General features: G+C 52.0%; 13 protein-coding genes and 1 pseudogene. 2 read left to right on the forward strand and 12 right to left on the reverse strand.

Translation table 11 applies throughout. The features are described from left to right. Positions 1–59: 59 nt before the first annotated feature. The 10 genes and pseudogenes from BUC02_RS00565 to BUC02_RS00615 form a co-directional block, all read right to left on the reverse strand. Positions 60–824 (reverse strand): Nif3-like dinuclear metal center hexameric protein, encoded by a 765-nt coding sequence (locus BUC02_RS00565; RefSeq protein ID WP_073317237.1) that lies wholly within the window; start codon positions 822–824, stop codon positions 60–62. Positions 825–877: 53 nt separating this feature from the next. Next, the gene (locus BUC02_RS00570; RefSeq protein WP_073317240.1) at positions 878–4879 is read right to left on the reverse strand and encodes a DUF3418 domain-containing protein; all 4002 of its coding nucleotides are present in this window, start codon (positions 4877–4879) and stop codon (positions 878–880) included. A 73-nt stretch (positions 4880–4952) separates the two neighbouring features. Beyond that, on the reverse strand, positions 4953–5093 hold the full coding sequence (locus tag BUC02_RS16060) for a hypothetical protein (protein ID WP_175549771.1): 141 nt from the start codon (positions 5091–5093) through the stop codon (positions 4953–4955). 1 nt (position 5094) lies between these two features. Continuing rightward, complete coding sequence (gene rfbD, locus BUC02_RS00575) at positions 5095–6009, reverse strand: dTDP-4-dehydrorhamnose reductase (protein WP_073317243.1); 915 nt, start codon at positions 6007–6009, stop codon at positions 5095–5097. 611 nt (positions 6010–6620) lie between these two features. Then, a pseudogene (locus BUC02_RS16685) lies at positions 6621–7886 on the reverse strand (glycoside hydrolase family 11 protein); the annotation flags it as partial. A 264-nt stretch (positions 7887–8150) separates the two neighbouring features. Continuing rightward, positions 8151–10028, reverse strand: a complete 1878-nt coding sequence (locus BUC02_RS00595; RefSeq protein WP_073317249.1) for a glycoside hydrolase family 11 protein — start codon at positions 10026–10028, stop codon at positions 8151–8153. A gap of 151 nt (positions 10029–10179) precedes the next feature. Beyond that, a complete protein-coding gene (gene gyrA / locus BUC02_RS00600) occupies positions 10180–12882 on the reverse strand; it encodes a DNA gyrase subunit A (protein WP_073317252.1) in 2703 nt (900 codons plus the stop codon). Between the two features lie 209 nt (positions 12883–13091). Continuing rightward, entirely contained in the window at positions 13092–13895 is an 804-nt protein-coding gene (gene surE / locus BUC02_RS00605; RefSeq protein ID WP_073317255.1) for a 5'/3'-nucleotidase SurE, read from the reverse strand. A gap of 114 nt (positions 13896–14009) precedes the next feature. Then, a complete protein-coding gene (locus tag BUC02_RS00610) occupies positions 14010–16688 on the reverse strand; it encodes a TIGR02171 family lipoprotein (protein ID WP_073317258.1) in 2679 nt (892 codons plus the stop codon). Further along, complete coding sequence (locus BUC02_RS00615; protein ID WP_073317261.1) at positions 16685–19393, reverse strand: TIGR02171 family lipoprotein; 2709 nt, start codon at positions 19391–19393, stop codon at positions 16685–16687. The genes BUC02_RS00610 and BUC02_RS00615 overlap by 4 nt, the downstream gene beginning before the upstream one ends. Positions 19394–19426: 33 nt before the next feature. On the opposite strand from BUC02_RS00615, the gene BUC02_RS00620 reads away from it, so the two are divergent. Next, a complete protein-coding gene (locus tag BUC02_RS00620; protein ID WP_073054733.1) occupies positions 19427–20188 on the forward strand; it encodes a TrmH family RNA methyltransferase in 762 nt (253 codons plus the stop codon). An 81-nt stretch (positions 20189–20269) separates the two neighbouring features. Here BUC02_RS00620 and BUC02_RS00625 read toward each other — a convergent pair whose 3' ends face one another. Continuing rightward, positions 20270–21484, reverse strand: a complete 1215-nt coding sequence (locus tag BUC02_RS00625) for a TolB-like translocation protein (protein ID WP_073317264.1) — start codon at positions 21482–21484, stop codon at positions 20270–20272. A gap of 78 nt (positions 21485–21562) precedes the next feature. Continuing rightward, the gene (locus BUC02_RS00630) at positions 21563–22945 is read right to left on the reverse strand and encodes a glycosyl hydrolase family 8 (RefSeq protein WP_073317268.1); all 1383 of its coding nucleotides are present in this window, start codon (positions 22943–22945) and stop codon (positions 21563–21565) included. A 207-nt stretch (positions 22946–23152) separates the two neighbouring features. On the opposite strand from BUC02_RS00630, the gene BUC02_RS00635 reads away from it, so the two are divergent. Then, positions 23153–24589: a glycoside hydrolase family 5 protein gene (locus BUC02_RS00635; protein ID WP_083564325.1), complete on the forward strand. Its 1437-nt coding sequence runs from the start codon at positions 23153–23155 to the stop codon at positions 24587–24589. The last annotated feature ends 67 nt before the right edge of the window (positions 24590–24656 follow it).

A 24656-nucleotide genomic window follows, 5' to 3' on the forward strand; every position in this document is an offset into this window, starting at 1 on the left:
AAAAGCGACTTTTCCGGAATAAAAAAGTAACTTTACACGGGGTGTAAAAACAGACGTTTTTACACTTCATTATCAATGTCGACAAAGGAGGCCGGGATACCCAGCTCGGTCTGGATTTTGGCAGCGAGGGCCCGAACGCCGAAGATTTCGGTACGGTGATGACCGCAGCTGAGCAGGTTGAAACCCATTTCTTCGCAGGCGATAGGAACGGCTTCCTTGATTTCGCCGGTCACGAAAGCATCGCAACCGAGAGCGATTGCCTCTTCAATAGCAGGAGCCCCTGCCGAGCCGCTGCAGACGGCGAGCTTTTTAATGGACGGCTTGCCATACATCAGGGAATGTTGCACGCCATGTTCGAACACGCCACGAGCCAGTTCTTCAAATGCTTCGCGGGAAACAGGTTCGAAAAACTCGCCCACGACTCCGATGGTGCGCTCGCCTTCCCGCAGGAACCCTTCCACATTTTGGAGTCCGAAAGCGTTGGCTATCAAGATGTTATTCCCCACTTCCATGTGGCCGTCGAGCGGCAAGTGAAAGCCGTAAAGCGAGATTCCGTTCTGCATGAGCCGACGCATGCGTTCGCCGAACTTGCCCACGAGCACGCGATTTTCGCCATTCCAGAATCCATTCGGGTGGTGCACGATAATGCAGTCGGCCTTGTTTTCGATGGCGGCATCGATCAGGCGGTCGCGGAAAGAGACCCCCGTAACGATTCGGCTAACCTTGTCGGATGCTTCGACGCAAAGACCGTCGACGCAGTAATCCTTGAACATCTTCGGTTCAAGCAGGTTGTCTAGCCATGTCGAGAATTCGGAAATTTGCATCGGGGACCTCTTTTTGCCTAAAATATAAATATCGAATCAGAAAGTCGCGGGCACTAGAGCCGCCCGAACCGGCCCTTGAGTTTGGCGAGGGCATCGACTTCAATCACGTCTTCGGAATCGTCGCCCTTGCGCTTGAACTTGAGGACTTCGAAGCCCTCGAGCAGGGCGTTTGCCTGCAAGTATAGTTCCGGATATTCAGGATCGTCTTGCGAGAGGCGCTCCATTTTCGAAAGCAAGTCACGAGCGTTTTTGAGCTCGTGGTCCTTCATGAAGCGGGCCTTGAGGTAGGGCCGGAACTTTTCGCGGAGGGCCTTGACCGAAAGGTCTGGGCGGTCCGCAAACTGAGGCGTGACGACGGAAATACGGCTGTTCTGGCCATCAGGAGCACCGATTTGCGAGGCATACGCGCCAGCAAGCGCTGAAATTCGTTCAAAAAGCGTGTTCTCGGGGCCATCAGGCGAATAAAGCGCGATGATTTTGACGATGAAATTGTGACTTGCACTCAGGGCCGCGATGGCGTCGCGGGCATGGTCGCCGCCCTGGCGCATGGCAACCGAGAATTCGCGGAGAACGTCCCAATACTTTACGAACGCCTCGGCACCGAGAAGCGCCGACTCGTACGTGGCACGCACCAAGGCGAGGCGCACCTCGTCATCTTCGCTGCGCGAGGTCGCCGCGAGATTCTTGAAATCGTTGATTTTCTTGCCGCGGGAAAATTCCAGGCCGGTAAAGCGTACGCAGCGGTTCGCATCCAAATTGTCAGCAGCAAGAGATTTTAACACCCAAGCCTTGAGGGCCGTCTTGAAGCCATCAGCGTAAAGTCCGCCGGTCTCCAGCAGGTTCAGGCGATCGGTAACGAGCGTATCAGGCTCGGCCGGACCTTCGACCCGCTTGCGGAAGTCCTGCCAGAAAGCAGATTCTTCAGCGGTCATCAGGGCCGATTCGCCGAGGCGCCAACCGAAGCGCATACCGCCGAGCGCAAAGTCGATACCGAAGGTCACCACAATCGGACGGACTGCGGCGAACAAATTGAAACTACCCCATTCCGGATTAAGCTCGACGGCGAATTTTTCCGGAAAGCCTTGCTTAAAGATTTTGGCATGCAGGCGCAGGTGGTTCTCTTTTTCGGGCGTCACCGTCGGAATATCGCAATCGATTTGCTTGATTCCGGCAAATACCTCGTACAGCGAGACCATGGGCGACTTGTGCGGAGCGGCCTTCAGACAATCACAGAAAGCGTCGTCGATAAAGGTCCGGCGATTTTCGAGCTGTTTTTTTGCGGCCTTGGGCATTTCGCGCACGATGGATTCAATCATCCACTCGCGCCACTGGTGGATCGAAAACGCAAGTTTCGCAGGAGTCAGTTGCGGAATCAAGTCGTAAGGCAAGTCGAGAGTAATGCCGTCGTATTCCTTGGTCGCGTCAAAAACCATCTCGCCCGTAACCATGCGGCTAGAACCGTCGAGTCCTTCAATGCGGAACTGCTCGATAGAACCGCCGAGAGTGGGCTCGAGGTCGGCGCGTTGCGCCTTTGAGGTATGGGGTTTGAGGTTCGAGTTTCGGGTCAAAAAATCGCCCAATGTATTTCGACCTCTCTCGTCTCTCGTCTGTAGGGCTGCGCCCGTTCTCTCGTCTAACTGCTCCAGCCAGAACTTAGCATCAAATTTCAGGAACTGGTCGGTGTGCTCCCGAATGTAATCCTTAAGAGTCTTGATGGAATTGACCCGCGGGGCAATGCGCACGTAGTAATCCACCAGGGCGTCTTCGCTGGGAGCAAGCCCGAATTGGCGCTTGCGGGCCTCAAGCCCATGCAGGTCTTCGACCACGCGCTCGTTGTGGGTCATGAAGGCGAAGGGGCGGGCCATTTGTCCAAGCACCACGGCCTCGCGCCAGAAAATTTCGGCACACTCGTCCGGGTTCACGCGGGCGTAATCCACTCGGTGTCCGCGACTGATGACAAGCCCCCTGAAGCTCACTTCTTCGACGGCCTCGACAAAGCCGCGTTCCTGATTCCAGGTCGGCATAAACCAGCGGCGGGTACAGAAGGGTTCTGCCACCTGCATAATCCATTCGGGCTTGATTTCGGCACCCTTGTTCAAAAAAATGCGGCTTGTTTCGCGGACTTCGGCGCTAAAGAGCCATTCCACACTCTTGCCATACAAATCGCTGCCGGGGAACACATGCGTTTCGCGGCCGCTCACCAGTCGGTAGCAGCCGTTTTCGATATCGCGGCGGGCAATGCCTCCGAGGAATCCCGAAAGGAGCGCGATGTGCAAGTTGTCGGCGTGGAAACTGTCGAGCGGGCAGACGCGGTTTTCGTATTTCACGTCGAGAATGCGGCCGAATTGCTCGTACAAATCAATCCATTCGCGGCAACGCAAAAAATGGAAGCTGAACTTGTCGCAGAATTTGCGCAACTTGTTCCAGGATTTTCCGTCCCATTCGGCGCAGAAGGCGTTCCACATGCAAATGTAGGTGAGAAAGTCGCTCTTGTGCCCCGCAAACTTGCGATGCAGCTGGCGGATACGGGTGCGCTCCGGCTCTTCGCTCGGCACCACGCGCGGGTCCTGGATGCTAAGGGCCGAGCAGACGATGAGCGCCGGCTGCAAGACGCCCGCTTCTCGGGCCCGCAAAAGCACCGCCGAAAGCGCCACATCCATAGGCAAGCGAGTCATTTCGCGGCCAAGCTTCGTCACATGGCCGCTGGAATTGTCCGCAGTCAACGCGCCGAGTTCGAAAAGCGTCTTGTACGCGCCGCGGAATGCCGAATGCGGCGGCGACTGCAGGAACGGGAAATTTTCGAGTTCAAGCCCGAGGCTTCTGAGTTGCAAAACGACGTTCGCGAGATTACTACGCCGGATTTCCGGCTCCGTAAACTCGTCTCGCTTCTCGAATTCTTCGGGCGAATAAAGTCGAATACACACGCCAGGCTTTACACGCCCCGCGCGCCCTGTGCGCTGCCGCGCAGACGCTTTTGAAATTTCTTCGACCGGGAGCCCCTGGATACGCGACTGCGCGTTGTAGCGCGAGATGCGGGCCATGCCCGTATCGACCACGTAGGCAATCCCCGGAATCGTGAGGGAAGTTTCGGCAATGTTTGTCGCGAGCACCACGCGGGTTTTGCCCGTATGCTTGAAAATGCGGCGCTGTTCATCGGGGCTCATGCGGCCATAAAGCGGCAAGATATCGAAACTCGCCGAATCCAGTTCGTGGGCAAGCTCCCCCGCTAAATCCTGAATGTCGCGCTCGGTCGGCAAAAAACAAAGCAGATGGTCGCGGTGGCGAGTTTCCAGGTCGAGAATCGCATCCCGCGCTTCATCTAATAATCCTGAGTCACCTTTCCCGCTGGCATCTCTCAATTCCGAATTCTGAATTCCGAATTCCGAATTAAAATAATATTCCACATCCACCGGGAACGTGCGCCCCTCGGCTTCCATCACGCAGCTATTGTCATAGAATTCTTCGAAAAGCTTGGCATCCAGCGTCGCAGACGCTACAATCAACTTGAAGTCGGCGCGTTCTTTCAGCACCGTCTTGAAAATGCCAAGCAGGATATCGATATTCAGCGAGCGTTCATGCGCTTCGTCAATCACAATCGCCGAATACTGGCGGAAGAGTCTATCGCGACGGAATTCCTGCAACAGGATACCGTCGGTCATGACCTTGATGGGGGCATCACTCTGGCCCTGCTCCCAAAAGCGAATCTTGGTGCTGACGAGCGTTTCGTCCTTGAGTTCTTCGCGCAGGCGGTCCGCAATAGAAATCGCCGCCAGGCGCCTCGGCTCCGTCACACCGATTTTAAAGGGGTTCTGAGGACGCGCTTCGCGCTCTGATGTCTGAGATTCCGAAACGTCTCTTCCTACTTCCGACTTCCTGCAGTCTACTTTTTTAGCATACCACTCCAGCAGAAATTTCGGCAACTGCGTCGACTTACCGGACCCAGTATCCGCTTTGACAATCACCACCTGGTGCTTTTCAAGCAACTCAAAAAATTCTTCCCGATGTTCAACAACAGGAAGTTCCGGGTATTCGATTTTCAAGTTCTGCAAGGACATGCTTGATGTGAGATGTGTAATGTGAAATGTGAAATGTTTAATTATTAATTACTCATTCCACATTAATCATTACTCATTCTTTAATATGTCCGCACTTGTCGCAAGTCAGCTTGTAGCTATTATCGGGGTCGACGACCATCACGCCATCGCATTCCGACACTTCGCACGGGAGTTCGCCCGGCATGACTTCGCGGTACGTTTCTTTTTCAGCCATATTATTCTCCGATTTCCTTGAGGTAACGGGCCAAGGCGTCTTGCCACGTCGGGAGCGGCTTGAAACCGTTTGCAACAAGTTTGCTCTTGTCGAGGCGGCTGTTAAACGGGCGCGCAGCCTTGCTTAAGCCATATTCGGCGGTAGTTACCGGAACCACCTTGGTGGAGAGGCCCGCTTGTTTGTAGATTTCGCAGGTAAAGTCGTACCAGCTGATGAATCCGCCTTCGTTGGTGGCGTGGTAGTAGCCGTACTTTTCAGTTTCGTTCATGTCCACGAGCAGGCGCGAAAGGTCCAGCGTGTAGGTGGGCGTGCCGATCTGGTCATTCACCACGCGCACGGTATCGTGATTCTTGCCCACGTTCAGCATGGTCTTGATAAAATTCTTGCCATTGAGGCCGAACACCCAAGCGATTCGCACAATAAAGTACTTGCTGAGGGTATTTGCGACTGCAAGTTCACCTTCGAGCTTGGTCTGGCCATAAACGTTGAGAGGCTTGTAATCCTTGCAGTCGGGCTGCCAAGGTTCCGTGCCCTGACCGTTGAACACGTAGTCGGTGCTAATATAGGTCATCTTGCAGCCCAGGCGCTTGCAGGCATCGGCAATGTTCTGCGTACCGCCGGCATTTACCGCGCGGACCTTCGCCACGTTGGCATCGTCTTCGGCCATGTCGACTGCAGTCCATGCGGCACAGTGGATCACGGCATCGGGCTTGATCTCAAAAAGAGCCTTGTCGACGGCGACAGAGTCCGTAATGTCGAGCTGCACATAAGGCATCGTTGTAACGGCAGATCCGTCAGCCACACCGCTGTAGGCAGGTGCCATATCGGAGCCCACACCCGTATGGCCGCGCTTTGCAAGTTCATTCATTACATCGTGGCCCAGCTGGCCACCCACACCTGTCACAAAGAATTTCATAGTAAAACCTCAGGGTTAAATATAGCATATACGAGAAGCCGATGCTGACTTTCGTCAGCATGACAGTAGGCAAACAATGCTGATGCTGACCGAAGCCTGTCCTGAAAAGTGTCGGCCAAGAAAGCCTTCGCAAAAGTGCGCAAATGAGTGTCGCAGCGGCAAGTTTACTTGCCGATATGACCGAATGCAGCCACGGACGCATAGCGTCCACTCCGAGCTGGGGTCTCTCCTTACGAAGACCATGCGCACTAAGCACTAAAAGTGCTAAGTGCTGTCCGCCCTCCCGCATATAAAAAAGATTGTTTTGCCTACATAAAGAAACGTCTCGCTTTCGCGAGACGTTCCTCATCATCCACAATATAGGAGCATTTGGATGTTAAGTATTAGCGAGTCACACGCACCTGAGTCAGCTTGCTACCCTGCTTCACCATGTAGACACCGGTCTGCTGGAACTTAGCAAAGAGAGCGTCAGAGATGGATGCGCCGGCGACAACTTCAACCTTGCCGAGAGCGCGACCCTGCATGTCGAACACCTGGTAGGTCTTGCCAGTAGCGTTCAGGCGGAGGTCAGCAGCGATAGCCTGCGGTTCACCACCTTCCTTGCTGAACTTCACGTAGTCAACGTTGGTGTTGTCGTTGGCAATCGTGATGCGAAGAACATGCTGACCCTTGGTAAGCGTAGCCTTACCGGTAGCGTCTTCATAGGCATCCCAGTCGTTGCTTGTACCCGTGAAGGAGAGCGAAGCAATCTGCTTGCCATCGATAGCGAGGTTCAACTTGCCAGCACCGGAACCATTCGAAACAGAAGCCACGATATCGTATTCACCATCTTCAGCAACATTCACGGTATATTCCATCCACTGGTCGGCACTCGTATAACCGATAGCCTTGCCAGTACCGCTGTTCACAATACCGATATTGCTGTAATCGGAACCACGGTAATCCTTATCGACTTCAGCACTCGAACTTACACTGGAGTTGCCATAGGTAGAATCCTGGTTACCTTCGTCAAAGTTTTCAGCTTCGACAATACCCGGAATAGAAGCCGGGGTACCACCAAACGCCTTGCGTTCAATCGGCTTCGGCGGTTCAGGCGGAACATATTCGCCCACATAAACGCGAGCATGGGGGAAGTCCATACGGCCATTGCGAACTTCGCCATTGACGTTGCCCGCTTCACCAAGCACCTTGGCTTCATAGAGCACGCCCATTTCCATGCCCATCTTTTCCCACTGTCTCATGTGTTCGGAAATATTGATGGAGCCGCAGTCACGCGGAGAAGTACGGACACTGAAGTACTGGTAGAACTGCACGTTGCCGCTGTTCTTAATAGCCGGACCCGTACGGGTATTGCGGTAAACCGTATAAGTACCGCCATCAACTGTAATGGTACCCTTTCTTTCGTTACCGATCCAGCTACCCGGCATATCGTTAGCGAGGGTGTTATCGATCACGTAGTATTCGACCAATCTGCTGGCCGTTCCAGAAACGCCTTCCATCCAGCCGTACACACCAATGTAGGAGTAACCCACATTTTGTGCCGGAGACTTCACGAGCTTGAATTCGGCAATCATGTCGCCATCAAGCTGCTTATAAGTCTTGTTACTACCAAGGGAAAGACCGGCGCGGCAGAGATAGTCCTTGGCTCCCGTAATGGAACAATCCATGGAACCATCGCTATAGAACGTAGCACTGCCACCATGGCCGTTTTCGTCCCAGAGTTCGTAACCGATATCGCCGATTTTACCAGTCTGGTTCGAAGTAATCGTCACTTTCTGGCCGGAATGAGATGCATTGCTGCAGAAATCCTGAGCAAACGCTCCGGACATACCAAAGGCAAGCACCAAGCCCGTTTTAACTAAAAGATTGGTTTTCATAATATACTCCTTAAGAAAATCCCGTTTAACCTTTAACCTAAAGTTATATCTATTTGGTCTAATTTGGAATAGAGCCCATATAAATGGCGTTGTTGTAAAAAACAACACCGAATTCACAATTTTTACACAAAAAAAGCCCTTTTTCAAGGTTAAACGTCAAAATTCCGGCCGAATACAAAAAACGCCCCACAGCATGTGTGAGGCGCCTTTTTCCACAAAATTTGGAGTAATTTTCAGGATTTTCCTTGAAATTGTGGAAACTTTTTAGCGGTTGACCCTAACCGTGTTCAAGTAGTTACCCTGCTTGACCATGTACACGCCCGGCTTGTGGAACTTGGCGAACAGCACATCCTTCATGTTGCTGCCGGCCTGCATTTCCACAGAACCCAGGTAGCGGCCCTGCATATCGAGCACCTGGAAGGTACCACTCATGCCCTGGACAGCCAAAGTCTGAGCGTACAGAGCCGTAGTAGAGCTGGTGGGGTTGTTGCCGTTGCTAGAGCTAGACTTCTTTTCTTCCTTGCTGGAGCTGGACTTCGGAGTTTCAGAAGAGCTGGATTCTTCCACGGCAACTTCAAGAGGATGCTTCTTGTCGGTCATCTTGAAGTAGGAGACGTCGAACGAACCCGAACCGCCACCGGCTTCAACGAGCACCTTGGCTTCGTACATCTTACCCATCTTCATGCCGAGTTCTTCCCACTTCTTGAAGTGAGCGGTAATATCGATATGGCCGCAAGAACGAGCTCCCTTACGCTTGCTGAAGAACTGCGGGAAGGTCTGGTCACCCTTGATAGAGGGGGCGTTGTAGCGCATGTTCTGATAAACTTCATAGGTAGCGCCATCAACCGTGAACTCGCCCTTCTTGGAACCCAAGAGGTTCGGACCCGGTTCGCTGAACCAGTCGTCCACGATGTAGTATTCTACAAGCGGATCAACCGTCCAACCATAGATACCGATGTAGTTGTAGCCACCGGCATTACCCTGCTTACTCCAATTGAAGTATGCATCGATGGGGCCAACATCACTGTATGTCGATTTTTCGTCATACTTGAAGCCGACACGGGCAAGGAAGTCGTTGGTGCCGTTCCAACTGGCCTTGTACGTACCGTTGTCGTAGAACGTCATGGAGTTGTTGCCGCCCTGGTACCAGATTTCATAGTGGTACGGAGAGCTGCCGACATTACCCGTCACGCTCGAGTTGTTCTGGCCCTGGGTCCTCGTTTCCTTGCCTTCATGGCCCATCTTATCCTTACAGGCATCAATTGTGCCCGAAACATTTGAGCCACCCTTAGAAGAGCTAGACTTAGCAGAGGTTCCCGAAGAACTGGAGGTCGGGTTAGAAGCAGAAGACGTTGCGCCACTCTTAGACACATACACCTTGGCATGCGGGAAGTCCATATGGCCTCCATTAACTTGACCATTGACGTTACCGGCTTCACCAAGCACCTTGGCTTCATAAAGCTTACCCATGGTCATGCCCATCTTTTCCCACTGTCTCATGTGTTCGGAAATATTGATGGTACCACAATCACGAGGCCTGTCACGGACGCTAAAATACTGATAGAACGTCACGTTGCCGGAAGTCTTAATAGCCGGACCGGTACGGGTGTTGCGATAAACGGTATAGGTACCGCCGTCAACCGTAATGGTACCCTTTCTTTCATTACCAATCCAGCTACCCGGCATGTCATTGGCGAGGGTATTGTCAATCACGTAGTATTCGACGAGGTTGCTCGGAGCACCAGCAACTTGTTCCATCCAGCCGTAGATACCGATATAGGAGTAACCCACATTGCTTGCACCACTTTTCACAAGCTTGAATTCGGCAATCATGTCGCCGCCAAGTTCCTTGTAGGTCTGAGTACTGCCGAGAGAAAGGCCCGCACGGCAAAGATAGTCCTTGGCACCTGTGATAGTGCAGTCCATGGAACCGTCACTATAGAAGGTAGCGCTACCGCCATGACCGTTTTCATCCCAGAGTTCGTAACCGATATCGCCGATTTTACCGGTCTGGTTCGAAGTAATCGTTACTTTTTGGCCAGAATGCTGTGCATTGCTACAGAAATCCTGTGCATATGCCCCAGCTACACCCAAAGTCAAAGCCAAACCAACTTTGACGCCAGATTTGAATAGAGTTTTCATTTCAGTCTCCTATCAAAAGATCCTCTAGCTTCAAAAATATATCCAGCCTCAACAAATCATTCTTTATATATAAGAATTGCCGTTGTTCCTAGAAACAACGGCAAAAGATTTACAAAGTGCCGAAAACGGCTTTATTTAGCGGAATTTGGAGCTATTCTTCGTCAGAAGAAGGAACTCCAATCTGCTGTTCCGGCTTGTCTTCGATCTTTTCGACAGAATCGTCGTCAACTTCGACGCCTTCCACCTTGTCGAAGGTTTCCTTCGCCTCGGCGCTATCCTGTTCGATATCTTCGACGCTCGGAAGTGCGGTAGCATCTTGCACCACATCGCCTTCGCGCAGGCTAATCGCCTTGACACCCTGGGCGTTACGGCCCGTGAGGCGGATATCGGCAGCCTTGATACGAATCACCTGGCCTTCGCGGCTGGTAATGATCAAGTCGTAGTCATCGGCGACGCTTTCCACGAACACGGCGGCGCCCACCTTGTCGGTCACATTCAGGTTGCGCACGCCCTTGCTTCCGCGACGGGTAATGCGGTAGGTCGAGGGTTCGCTGCGCTTGCCGTAGCCGTTTTCGGTAATGGTCACGATCTTGTTGCCGGCCTTGAGCCACAACAGAGAAATCACTTCGTCGCCTTCGGCCAAGGTAATGCCCTTCACGCCGTGCGTGCCGCGGCCCATGGCGCGGAAGCAGCTGATCGGGAAGGTCACGGCCTGACCGTTCTTGGTCGCAAGCATCAGCAAGTCCTTCGGAATCGGACGACCTTCGATATCTTCGGCATCTTCGGATTCCTCGGCGATGGCGGCCTCGGCAGCCTGTGTTTCGGCTTCGGCATCAGCGTCTTCGCCTTCGGCAGCCTGGCTAGCCTTGAAGTCTTCGGCAGACATGCCCACGAGCTGCACCTTCACCAGTTCATCGTCTTCGTCCAAGCTGATGGCATTCACGCCGGCCTTGCGCGGACGGCTGAACAAGGTGAGGTCCATCTTGTTGATGACACCCTTCTTGGTTGCAAATACGAGGCAGAAATAGCCACCGAACTTACGCACCGGCACAATCGCCTGCACCTTTTCGCCTTCGGTAAGACCGATGAAGTTGATAATCGGGCGGCCCTTGCCGTTGCGAGTACCTTCGGGCAAGCGGTAAACCTTGGTCCAGTAAGCACGACCCTTGTTCGTGAACACCAGCAAGTAGCTGTGCGTGCTTGCGGTAAAGATCTGTTCGACGTTGTCTTCTTCCTTGAGAGTTGCGCCGATAATGCCCTTGCCGCCACGGTTCTGAGCCTTGAAGGTATCGATCGGCAAGCGCTTGATGTAGCCTTCGCGGCTGAGCGTAATCACCTGTTCTTCTTCGGCAATCAGGTCTTCGTAATCGTAGTCGTCGACAGCGTCTTCGATAGAAGTACGGCGGTCATCGCCACACTTGTCCACGATGGCGTCGAGACGGTCGAGCATAATCTTCACGCGGCGTTCGCGCTTTTCCAGAATATCCTTCAAGTCGGCAACGGTAGCAACGAGCTCGTTGTATTCGTTTTCCAACTTTTCCAAGTTCAGGCCCGTGAGCTGGGCAAGACGCATGTCCACGATAGCCTGGGACTGAATGTCGTCCAGGTTGAAGCGGTCCTGCAAAGCAGTCTTTGCGGCTTCGGTCGTCGGGCTCGACTTGATAATCTGCACCACTTCGTCAATGTTCTGCGTTGCTATGCGCAGGCCTTCGATAATGTGCAAGCGGGCTTCGGCCTTGTTCAAGTCAAACTGCGTGGAACGTGTAATCACTTCCAAGCGGTGATCCACATAAACCTGGATAAGGTCCTTGAGCGTCAGGAGCTTCGGCAGATTATTGACGAGCGCCAAGTTGTAAATGCTGAAGGTGGTCTGCAGTTGCGTGTTTTTGAACAAATTATTCAAAACGACTTCGGCGACCACATCCTTGCGCATTTCGATCACGATGCGCATACCTTCGCGGCTAGATTCGTCACGAATGTCCGTAATGCCGTCAACGCGCTTATCTTTCACGAGTTCCGCAATCTTCTTACAGAGTTCGGCCTTGTTGACCATGTAAGGAATTTCGCTCACGACAATGCGCGGCTTACCGCGGCTATCGACATCGATTTCGGTACGGGCACGCACACGCACGCGGCCATGACCCGTCAAATAAGCATCGCGAATGCCAGCGCGGCCACAAATCACGCCGCCGGTCGGGAAGTCCGGACCGGACACGTACTGCAAAAGGTCTTCGCCAGAAATGTCCGGATTTTCAGCCACTGCATGAATGGCGTTCGCAATTTCGCGGAGGTTGTGCGGAGCCATGGAAGTCGCCATACCCACAGCGATACCGGTAGTACCGTTCACGAGCATGTTCGGGAGTGCAGACGGCAAAACCTTCGGTTCTTCCAAAGATTCGTCGAAGTTCGGGCCCATGTCCACGGTATCTTTTTCCAAGTCTTCCAACATGAGCGCACCCATGTTGTTCATCTTGGCTTCGGTATAACGCATTGCGGCAGCACCGTCACCGTCGATAGAACCGAAGTTTCCCTGACCGAACACCAGCGGGTAGCGCAGCGAGAAGTCCTGAGCCATACGCACCAAGGTTTCGTACACGGCGGAGTCGCCATGCGGGTGGTACTTACCGATCACGTCACCCACGATACGGGCGGACTTCACCGTCGGCTTGTTCGGCACCACGCCGAGCTTATGCATACTGTACATCACGCGGCGGTGCACCGGCTTAAAGCCGTCACGCGCATCAGGGAGTGCACGAGCCACAATCACGCTCATGGAATAGCGCAAGTAGCAATCCTGCATGTCCTTTTCAATCAAGGACCTGATTTGCGAACCTGGTACCAATTCTTCTGACATTCTTTTTCCTCAATATTTAGTAGACAGTAGGAAGTAGACAGTAGGAAGGTTTGAGGTCGGTCACCTACGGTTCCCTCTGAGGTATGAGCACGGTCCCGTTGGGGGCCTTTGAGCTTTCATTAATCACGCCTACGGCGTTAGAATGCTCAAAGTGCAAAGCACAACCTCAAAGCGAGTTTACGAGCGACCTCATAGCTCAAAGCGCAAATCTACCATTCACCTCCCGCTAACATTTCATTTATTACTTCTAAACTTTCTTCGTCGGTCTGGTCGATACGGTGGGGCGTTATCGTCGCGTAGCCCTGATTCAGCAGATAGTCGTCACTATCCTTGGGCTGTTCGTCCCACAGTTTATCGCCATCCAGTTGCCACAGTCCATTTTCGTGGGAATAGTGGTCCGTAAACATTCCAAGAGCCATCCTGGTTGCCTTGAACCCCTTGAAGGTTTCGGCGGTAGCCTTTGGAAAATTCACGTTCCAGAATACACCTACGGGAATCCGCTCGAACAGGCGATCCTTGACCACCTTCACGGCAAATTCTTTTGCGGTTTCGAGCATGTTCGCGGTTGTACCGCGGAGCGAAAGCGCAATGCCCGGCACACCCCAAAGAGCCGCTTCACGAGCTCCTGCGACCGTGCCCGAATAAAGCGACGATACGCCCGAATTTTCGCCGAGATTCACACCCGAAAAGCACACGTCAAAAGCACCCGGACCGGCCCCCTCGGTAGTAAGCCCGTGGGTAGCAAAATGGCCTAACGCAAACTTGACGCAATCGGCCGGAGTTCCCGACATGGAATACGCCTCGATGGCCGAATTTTCTGCGATTTCCACTTTTTTGACCGAAAGCCCACGCCGAACTGTAAAGGCGTGCCCTACCCCGCTCTGCTCCACTTCGGGCGCAAAAACGCACACGTCCGCATAAGGAACAAGCGCACACGCCAAAGCGAGCATATAGCCACTCTGGATTCCATCATCGTTTGCGATGAGGACACGTGTCTTCGGATAGTCTTGCATGTAAGATAAAAGATAGAAAATAGTGCACAGAATTTAGAGCTTAGAACTTAGATTTTATGGCGTTTACAAGCCCATTCAAATCAGTTAAGCCAACTGCCGACGAAGTTCTAAAATCTACTTTTGGAGGTCTACAAACAGCGAATCAAGGCGTTCCGAGAGTTGTTTTGCACCCTCCCTACTCAAGTGGTCTGTATTGTACGCCATCGATGAAGTATAATCGTGTTTGCCCATCTTATTTTCGTCCATCATGACTGCATTCAGTTTCGCAGCACGCTTCAGCAATTCCTCTGCATGCGACCGTCTTCCGGCATATATGCCGAACGCCCCCGTCTTGGCGTAACCCGGATTTTGAGGGGGCACGACCAATATCACCTGGGCACCTTTTTCAACTAGGGAATTGATGACAAATTTGTACAAAGCCATGTTATAATCCACATCGTCATCATCCAGCTCATACTTCATCGTATCATGCACAACCGTAGCACGCCCCCACCCATTCGAGGGCATCAGGAATTCGTCGTAACTGTAGGGCTGAGTCTGTTCTGCAATCGGCTTGTACGATTCTTCTACAAGTTCCACAAAACCTTTCGGAATGGAATCCTTCCAGAAATCATGCGTCTTGTCGTATTTAAAGCCAGGCGATTTCTTGTAAACCGGCGACCAGAAGAGAGCTTCCTTATCCCACATGAAATCTGGCGAGAACTCCAGCACCGCGAACTTCAATTTCGGCATATGCTTCAAGACATAGTTGAGAGTCAAGAATGAAATCGCATGAATATCGCCCGAAGGAAATCCCATGTTCAAAACGCTTTCAGAATGGATAAACGAAGCATTGATTCCAAACAGCACTCTCGAAGAACCGAGAACAACAGCTGTCGCGGTGTCGTGGGATTTCCAGAACCACTCCATCTTGACACGCAAATCGAGCGCATACGATTCCATTTGATCGGTATAGTAAACGCCAGCGCTATCAATATCCAAAAGCGGCGGCACAAAGACTCGTTCATCGACATCGAGCCATAGCGCCGGGTGCCAAAGTTCAGTACCCTGCGCAAGTTCGACCCAGCGCTCCGTGTACACGTTTGCAAGAATCAATTTGCGATGAGCGCCTTCGCTATTCACGAGCGTTGCCACAATCAAGGAATCCACTAGAGGAACCCATTCCGGATGATCAAACGTATATCCTTCTGGAGCCTCAAGCGAGCGCACCAGATTACCGGTACTGTCGGCAAAGAAAATCCTCTTGTGCGTTTCGTAATTGCTGCGGACAAACTGGCGCCCCGTCTTGCCGCCAAAATCCAGGAACAAGGTCATCTTGTTATTCCTGTTCAACGACACATTGCAAGCCTGTTCACCATTGTACCAAATTTCAGAATGCCCATTGCGATTGGCTCGCAGGAGCCGCGCCCCCGTTACCGTCAAGCGGTTGTCATCGGACACGCCTCCATGATAAGCGCCATCAAAAAGTTTCTGGGGCGTTCCGAATTTTCCTTTCGAGAACTTGACCTGCCACGTCGATGTCTGCGCAAAAGATTCGTCGTTCTTGTTATTCGCCGCACTTGTCACATAGACAATCACGGTGTCGCCACTAGCAAGCACACGCCAGCGCGGAATCACCGCCGATTTTACATCCAGCTTGATTAAAGATTTGTCGGACGCATCTATTTTGCGCACGTAAAGTTCAGAACCATCCGCAACGCCTTCAATCCCTGTACAGAAGGCGACCCACTTGCCGTCGGGCGATATATCCGGATGATACGCAGGAACGTTTGCACTCAATTCTTTGGCGACCAATTCATTTTTACTAAAATCTACATAATACAGGTTGCCGCTTTTATCTTCGCGGAACACAAGTTTTCCCTTATTCGTAGCAGCAAGCGATTTGAACTTTTTCGAGTTCACCGACACCGAAACGTCCGAATCCGTTTCGCGCTCCACATTTCCGATTTGCGAAGCATGAGGAATTGTTCCTAAAGCAAGACGGAAGCCGATATATTCCGCCTTCGTCGAAGCCGTCACCAGATAGATATCGCCGCGTGTGTACGGCTTAATGGTTTCAGGAGCGTTGCGGAAACTGCCGCCCTTCACGACACGTTCATCGGGGCCGTAATCCCTTACGCCGCCGACAAAGTCTACCCATTCTTCTTCTGTAAACGAAACCAGGTAGTCCCCCACCCATTCCATGGCATTGCCGGCCATGTCGCAAATACTATCGAGCGTGTAATACGACGTACAAACATCATGCAACAGGTAGTCAGAATTGGCACTCGTCCAGGACTCCTTCGGTTCCCAACCGCGAGTCGTCACAAAGACCCATTCCGCCTCTGTCGGCAAGCGATACCCGAGTATATCCCAATGGGGCTTAAGCGATTCTAGCCCAATACAAGAGCTGTCATCGTCAAACACAGCTTTTGAATAAGTATAAACCGTATCAAAGCCTTCTTCCTTGCTGCGCTTATTGGCATAAAGCACTGCATCAAAGAACGTGACATCGGTTACAGGCAAGTCACCGCAATCAAGTCCCATTTCATTGCAAGTGACTTCATGCCTACCTATCATGAAATCGTAATCAAACGAGACCTTCATCGCCGGGCCATCTTTAACCGATGCCGAGGATTCATCTGTCCCCAGAATCACGATTTTCCCGTTCGAATGCAAGAGAGCAAAATCTTTCAAATCCAAAGAGTCTAAGGCACTGGTTTCATCATGCGGAATCGAAACGTATTCCGAATTGGAACAGCCTTCAATGCTGATCAAAGCAAGCAATGCAATTATGCAGTAAAAAAGCTTCATCTTTTAGACTCTAGCTTAATCAACAAGGAATCAAGGCGCGCGGTCAATTTTTCTGCACCGGTCCAGCACAAATGATCGTAGTCATAAGCGACATCGCCCAAGTAATCATGATTGCCCATTTTGTTTTCATCCATCAACACGAAATTCTTTGTTTTCGACTCAACCGTTTTTAACCGTTCAATCAAGATTTCTGCGTCAGAACGACGCATTCCGTGACGACCATAACTACCTGTCTTTTTGTAATACGGGCTCACCGGGGTAATCAAGCCGATAACCATCACGTCGTGCTGTTCAGCAATTTTTAGAATTTTGTCCAACTGGGCATAGTTCAATTCATAGCGGCGGCTATCATCGCTCCAAGTGCTATCGACAACCACGTCTGCAAATTCCTTGCCGTCACTACCCCAATCCGAAATACATTCCGTACGCATCCAGCCACGAGGATCGATAATATCGGACTGCATCTTATAAGCTTCAGCCACTTCGACCGCCCTTTCTACAAAAGCGCTATCGATTTCGCCACGCCAGTAATCGTGGTTGTAATCATACCTGAATCCAGGAGCGTCGCCAAAATTAAGCGCCATGCTTTCGCCCGGTTCGTATTCGTCCCACAAGTCAAAATCGATGCCTACAACAAGATATTTCAAATGCGAAAAATGCGTCGAAATATATGTTTCATAAAGATTTTCAATGCAGTGCATATCGCAAGGAATTGTCGAAAGATTAATGGCGGGCATGCTCAACAAATCCGGCGCCACCGCAGCCTGCATGTGCGAATTGCCTAAGGCCACGACCTCGGCTGAATCGCGGAATGTCCACAGCACAGGCATCTTTTGCGTCAGGTAATGCGTCGCCTGGCCACTTTCGGAATAGTAAAGCCCCAGGCTATCGTAATCCCAGCGAGAATTCTTGTCGCGATCGTGGGCCCAGAATACAGGATGCCAAAGTTCTTCGCCTTCAACAAGAGACAGCATTTCTCCCGTATAGGAATTAACCAGCACGACTTTTTTATGACTACCGTTCATGTCGGTGATCGTTGCCACAAAGAATGAATCGGAAGCAAGAATCCATTCCGTATGGTCAAAACTAAAGCCCTCGGGCGAAGCAACTGAGGTCAATAGTTTTCCGGTGCTATCGGCAATCAGCGCACGTTCATGCGTTCCATAAGACTCTCCCACGAACTTGCGCCCCGTCTTGCCGCCAAAATCAAGGAACAGCGTCTTGTTTTCGCCACCCTGACTCAGCGATACGTTACAGGCCTGATTTTGGTTGTACCAGATTTCAGGTTGACCATTCACATTGGCACGCAAAAGGCGTGCGCCCGAAACTGCCAAGCGATCGTTCTTGGACACGCCGCCATGATACCCGCCGTCAAAAAGTTTTTCGGGTTTCCCGAACTTGCCTTTCGAGAATCGGACTTGCCAAGTTTCTTGTTTGGCAAAGGCATCCTCTTCTTTATTGCTGCCGGCATCGTTCACATAGACAATCACCGTATCGCCATTTTCCAGGACTCGGAATCTAGGAATCGCAGCCGATTCTGCCGGAAGTTCAATCAAGGAAGAATCGCTTTCGTCCAAGCGCGTCACGTAGACCTTTGACTTGCCAGAAATTCCCTCGACACCGGTGCAGAAGGCAACAAACTTACCATCGGGCGAAATATCCGGATGATACGCCGACACGCCCGTATTCAGTTCAAGAACCGGAGCAGACGCGTCATTAAAATCCACATAGACCAAAACATCACGAGAATCGTCCCTAAAGACCATTTTAGAAAGCGGCTTGTCAATAAACTGCTTGACCGTATTCGTCCTGACCATCACGGTGTATTTCTGCAGAACTTCCTTGCCCTGTTTATCTAGATAAAGCGGGTTTGGAATTGCACCGAACGCCAAACGGAATCCGACATAGTTCGCCTTTGTCGAAGAGGCCACCATGTAAACATCGCCACGGTTATACACATGAAGCGACGCCGGGTCGTTATTGTAGCTACCACCCTTCAGCACACGTTCTTCTACGCCTTCGCTAGCCTTGCCGCCCACATAGTCCACCACATCGACGGTATGGAAGGGCACCCACAAATCGTACACCCATTCCATGGCATTCCCCGCCATATCGCAGACACCATTTCTGTCCGTAAATGCCGAGCAGACCGCATGCAGTTTAAAATCGGAATTACCGTTATGCCAAGCCTGCTCCGGTTTCCACCCCATGTTCGCCACATAAATCCATTCAGCCTCGGTCGGCAAGCGGTACGCATTTACAAGGGGGCGGAAAATAAGTCCGTCGATACCGATGCATGAATGATTCGCGTCAAACATCAGGTTCGTATAGGAATAGGCCGTATCAAAGCCTTCAGCCTTGCTTTTTTTGTTTGCATAGAGAATGGCATCAAAATAAGTCACATCGGTCGCAGGCAAGGAATCATCGCAATCCAGTTTCATTTCTTTGCAGGTAACTTCATGCTTGCCGATGAGGAAATCGTAATCAAAATACGATTTCATGCTTGGCCGGTCTTTGATGGATGCCGATTCTTCGTCGGTTCCGAGAGTTACGGTCTTTCCCTTGGAACGGATAACGACAAAATCTTTTAACCCGAGGGACGCTAAATAATCATTTTCGCCCGCACCGGGAGCATATTCAGAATTCGAACACCCAAACAAAGCGATCAACAAGCCTAGAGCAAGCAAGTACAACGAGCGAATCATAGGCGTAAATATACATTTTTCTACATTATGGCCATGTTTTCCGAAAAGAAATTCCTCGCTACCAAAGAGACCTCCAAGGCCAAGCGCATGGCCGAACTTTTGCGTGTCATCATTTTGCAGCTGGGCGACGACGTGCCCCGCGCCAAACGTGAATTCGAGACTTACGCCGAATGGATGAAGCTCCCCGAAAGCGAGCGCCTTACCGGAAAAAATCAAGCCCAGATGATCGACCTGTACAAGACGTTCCGCACTCGGGCCGGGCTCGGCTTTGAACGCGATGTTTACCTGGAACAAGAGCCGGGCGACCGCGAAGTCGCAAACGAAGCACCGCTCCCGTTCGCCGTACTCGTACATAACCTGCGCAGCGCCTTCAATGTGGGCTCCATCATTCGCAGCACGGACTGTTTCGGGCTCGAAGGAGTCCACCTCAGCGGCTACAGCTGCGGGCCCGACCACGTGACGGTCAAGAGCGCCGCCCGCGGCTGCCAGGAATGGATTCCCATCAAGCGTTGGGAATCGCCATTCGACTGCGTCAAGTGGCATAAAGAAAACGGCTACGAAATTATCGCTCTCGAAACCGGCGAAGACATTCCGAGCATCAACGATGTCAAGTGGCCCGAAAAAGGCCTCATCATCCTCGGCAACGAAGAATTAGGAATCGCCCCCGAGCTCATGGCGGAGGCGACTATGAAGGTGACTATTCCGATGGCTGGCCGCAAGGCGAGCATGAACGTCGCCGGAGCATTTGCCATTATGTGCTTTAAGATTCGTTCGGATAACAACAGCAAGCAATAATCCGAGCAAAATGTTCTTGACAAGCGAGCGGTTCCGGTAACTCCCGGATAGCGAGCAGGCAAGAACTTTGCGAGGACTAGATTATTTTGCCAAATTCTTTACGGCGTCCGTCAAGCGATCGATGGCCTTGATGAGTTCATCCATCTTGGCTTCGCTCACACCACCGGCAACAGCGGCGGGCACACTTGCGGCAGTCGCGGCAGCCTGAGCAACAGGCTTTGCAGGTTCCTTTACAGGAACCTTGCCGAGCCAGATATCCGGCCAGCGGTCATTGCCGCTATGATAGGTAATGCGCGTTGCGGTTTCTACCGGTTCGCCAATCTTCCAGATATAGAGTTCGTAGTCGAACAGGTCGTGGTCGTGGCCCTTGTCGGTTGCACCCCATACGAGCCACTTGCCATCGGGAGAAAGACGCGGGAAATATTCATGACTGCGGCGGCCAGGCAGGTCCATCAACTTCACGTTCTTCGGAATACCGAAGAAGCCCACCTTCTCAATCTGCTTGCCGTCCTTGGCACTGAACCACAGGATTTCACTCGGAGCAGCCGTGCCACCGTTACCCGTCGGGTTCACGCGGTAAAGCTTGCTGCCGTCAAAGTTCCAGTCAATCTGGCAACCGTCGCCAGACTTGGTCCAAGCGTTCTTAGTCAAATCCCACACGCCCGTTTCGCGCATAGAGCCGCGGAGCGTAATGGCCAAGTGCTTGCCATCGGGGCTCATGTTCGGTTCCTGCAGAATCACGCCGGACTTGTTGAAAGCCTTTTCGCCATCGAGCACGAGAGTCTCTTTTTTGCTGGCGAGGTCCATCGTAAACACTTTGCCTGCGCGGCTAAATACAATCGACTTGCCGTCGGGTCTCCAAGTGCCCCACGTCGCATTGTCCACCACCTTGCGTGGATTAACACCAAGGGAATTTTCGCCCGAAATGTCGACCATCCACAAGTCCCACTTTTCCGGGTAGTTGGCATCGTTTTCAGGCACCCAGCCGCCCTTGCTGCGGTTAAAGAGCACCGTCGAGCCATCCGGAGAAATGCGCGGGAACCAGTCTACATTGTCACCCTGCGTAAGGGCACGGGCGTTCGTACCGTCTGCGTTCATGATCCAAATGTCATGATGGCTATTCGCGCGACTCGTGGCCCACACAATAGCCCCCTCGAGCTTACCCTTCAGGGCATCGAGAGCCTTCTGTTCGTCAGCGGTAGGATCAACGGCGGCACCCGTCGGAGCCCCTTGCTGGGCAAAAACCGAGGTCACGCCAAAAGCGGCACAGGCACAAAACTTCACAAACTTATTCATGCCCTAAAGATACGAAAAAATAAACGCAAGCACCCAGCGGGCACCTGCGTTTTTCGCAAAAACACACAATAGAACGCTTTATTGCAAGCGAATCTTTTGCATCACAGTCGCATTTTTAGCCTGAATGCGAACCATATAGACACCTGCCGGAATTCCCTGGAGGTCCATTGCCTGACTCCCCGCCTGCGTCTTGACCGCATGGCCCGCCACATTGAACACGTCAACGCGAGCGGCACCGTCGGTGCGGACTTGGAGCGTGCGGCCCTGCAGCGAAACCGCCGGAGCGTTTGCAACTTTGGACTTCGCGATGCCGGTCATGCCGGAATTTGCGTTCATGAGGTTCGGCATGTTGCCCGAAACCAGGAGTCCGTTCAAGAGCTTGAGCGACTGGTTAAAGTAGTTTTCATCGCCGAGTGCCACTGCTTCTTTCCAGTATTCGTCAAGCTTGGACTGGTACTTCGCATCAGAGATGAGTGCTGTCATCAGAGAGGTCACGAATGTACTGTTGTGGTCATTGCCGAGACTGCCCGAAGAACGAATCACGGGGCCCTTCATGTCCGAAGCATTCACCTTAGACACGAACTCCGCCATCTTCTTGTCGATGGCGAGCGCACGCTGGTCGCCATGCCAGCACACGGCCTTCGCGTTACGCCACGGGGCGCGCGAGGCATCGTAGCTATAATAATCGTCTTCGCTCTTGCCGTTTTTGTCGGTCCAGTCATCCACCAGGCCCGTCGAGACTTCGTCAGAGCTCGATTCGTACAACTTCATATTCGCATCGTAGGCTGTCTTACTCCAGAATTCGGCATTTTCTTCATCGATTGCGGCAAACAAGGGCATGTAAGCCGGATCGAAGTAACCCGGATTCTTGCGGTTATAAGCGGCATCTCCCCACTTGTCGCCAGGCATATGCAAGCCATTGCTTTCAAACTCGGACTTTTTCATGGCCTGGATGAGTTTCTTGGCATCTTCCTTGTACTTTTCGTCGCCAAATTGGTAGTACGCCATCACAAGGGCGGCAGCGGCATCGATATCGCCATCGAGAGCGGCACCGTTGCCCGCATCCCAAGATTCCGAAAGGTTACCGATTTTCCAGATCATGAGTCCGTTTTCGTTCTGGAACTTTTTGTAAAAATTCCAGATTTTGTCGAATTCGGCCTGATAGCTCGTCGTGTTGTCGCTAAAGTAGACCATCAGAAGCATGCCGTAGCCGACACCTTCCGAAAAATACGCATCAGAACCGGGGTCAGAACGTATGCCTGCGATATCGCCCGATTCGTTGTACATGGCCTGTTTCCAGTACAGGAACTGCTTTTTCAGCTGTTCCGAAGCAGCAGCCTTGTCACTCAGCAAGGTTGCATTTCCACCGTAATCGGACATTTGGGGGAACGGGAAATTTACCGTCGCCTGCGAAAGACCAAACGCCAACGCCAAGGACGCGGCCCAAACTTTACATCCCATATATATACTCCTTTTTTCTCTACCCTCAAAGATAATGGATTTTTGCAAAAAATCAACTTTTATTTTTGCGTTTCGTGTTTAAAATCACACTAAAAAGCTGTAAAAAAAGCGATTTTCGCCCATTATACAGGTGTAAACAGAAAAAGGTTCCGATTTTCGCCGTTTTCGTATTCCAAAACCTATTTTCCGGAAAAAAAGGGATGTTCTATGAAAACTTTAACCATATCCGCATTTTTGTCGTCTTTGGCACTGTGCGCAACGCTTGCCACCGCCCAAGACATTACCCCCACCCGCGTAGGGCCTGTCAGCCAGTATGGTCAGCTGATGACCGGCAAGAACTCGCAAGGTCAGGGCCGCATTTACGGCAGTTGTGAAGGCGTCAAGGACGGTGCCGAAGTGCAGGTGCGCGGCATGAGCCTTTACTGGAGCTTAATGCCCCAGGCTCTGGAATTCTGGAGCGAAGAAGGCATTTCCACCATGGTGAACGACATGAAGATACAAATCGTGCGCGCCGCCATGGCTACCGGCAACGAAGACTGGAAAGGCGAATGGAACGGAATCCAGCTCAAGGGCTACGCCAGCGACCCCAACAACCAGAAACAATTTATGAAGACGGTTGTCGAAGCGGCAATCAAGAACGATATTTACGTGATTATCGACTGGCATTCCCACGAAGCCCACAAGCAGACCGATGCGGCAAAGGGCTTTTTCAAGGAAATGGCCGAGGCATATGGTAAATACGACAACGTCATTTTCGAAGTCTACAACGAACCGCAGCAGATTCCTTGGAGCGATGTCAAGAACTACGCAAACCAAGTCATCGAAGTGATCCGCCAGTATTCCGACAACCTGGTGCTCGTGGGCAACCCCTCCTGGGACCAGAATCCGTCTGACGCAATCGGCAACGAAGTAAACGACCCCAAGAAAAACACCGCTTACACCCTGCACTACTACGCCAACAGCCATAACTGGGAAGGCAATTACAGCTGGGGCGGCGAAAGCGAAGGCGTCAAAGGCGAAAAGGCTATCAAAGCAGGGCTCTCCGTGTTTATTTCGGAATGGGGAACCGGCAACGCCGACGGCAAGGGAACTCCGGATCAAGGCCGCAACCAAAGCTGGCAGGAATACGTGAACAAGTATCAGCTTTCTTGGGCGAACTGGTCTGCATCCAAGATCAGCGAAGGTACCGCAGCATTTGAAGGATCCTCAACCAAGACTTCGCTCCAGTACACCACCTCGGGTAACCTGGTGAAGGGCTACCTTTCTACCAACCCCGACAGCTACACCAAGTGCGCAGCCAACAGCAACAACAATCAAAGTCAGGGCGACGGCAACAATAATCAGAATCAAAACGAAAACAACAACCAAGGCAACAACAATCAAAACAACAACCAAAATGGCAACAACAACACCGCCATTTTCATGCAGACCAATTTGAATTTCAACGTGACCTTCTCGGGCAACGCCTTGCACATTGCAGGTTCCCCCATGACGGTCGAAATCTTTAGCACCAAGGGCAACAAGCTCATGGCTGTCGATAACGTGAGTGGCACGCTTTCGCTCGCCAAACTCCCTGTCGGCATGTACGTTGCGAAGGTTCGCGGAAACGGAACGAACATGGTGCGGGCAATTCAGATTAAGTAAATCCAATCAAACGAGAGAGAAAGGGGTCCGGCCTTTTATGGGTCGGGCCTTTTTTATACCGTTCGGC

It is taken from the genome of Fibrobacter sp. UWOV1 (assembly GCF_900142495.1).
Taxonomy (GTDB): Bacteria; Fibrobacterota; Fibrobacteria; order Fibrobacterales; family Fibrobacteraceae; genus Fibrobacter.